General features: G+C 33.3%; 1 pseudogene. It reads left to right on the top strand.

Going from position 1 to position 270, the window contains the following annotated elements:
* Window positions 1-68 precede the first annotated feature (68 nt).
* Window positions 69-230: pseudogene (locus tag DXX94_RS19765) on the top strand (phage integrase SAM-like domain-containing protein); the annotation flags it as partial.
* Between the last annotated feature and the right edge of the window lie 40 nt (window positions 231-270).

The raw sequence follows: 270 nt of genomic DNA on the forward strand, positions 1-270 counted from the left end.
AAAACGGGTAACTCTCTACTTTTCAAGAAGATGTGTCAGATCTTGTCTGAACTAATTCAGATAGTGTTTCCAACTACTCTATTTGGATCTCATCCCTAATACACTTAAAGCGCTTTTATAGCCTTCCAGAGCTAAGCTTTGAAGATATTAATGCAGAATTATTAAATGACTTTAAACAATATCTACAAACATCTGCAAAAACTAAATCTGAATCGACCAGACTACCCTAGACGTTTTCTTGATTCATAAAATAGGTTTTATCATAGTCAG

Origin of the sequence: Thalassotalea euphylliae (assembly GCF_003390375.1) — a bacterium.
In the GTDB taxonomy this organism is placed as follows: domain Bacteria; phylum Pseudomonadota; class Gammaproteobacteria; order Enterobacterales; family Alteromonadaceae; genus Thalassotalea_F; species Thalassotalea_F euphylliae_A.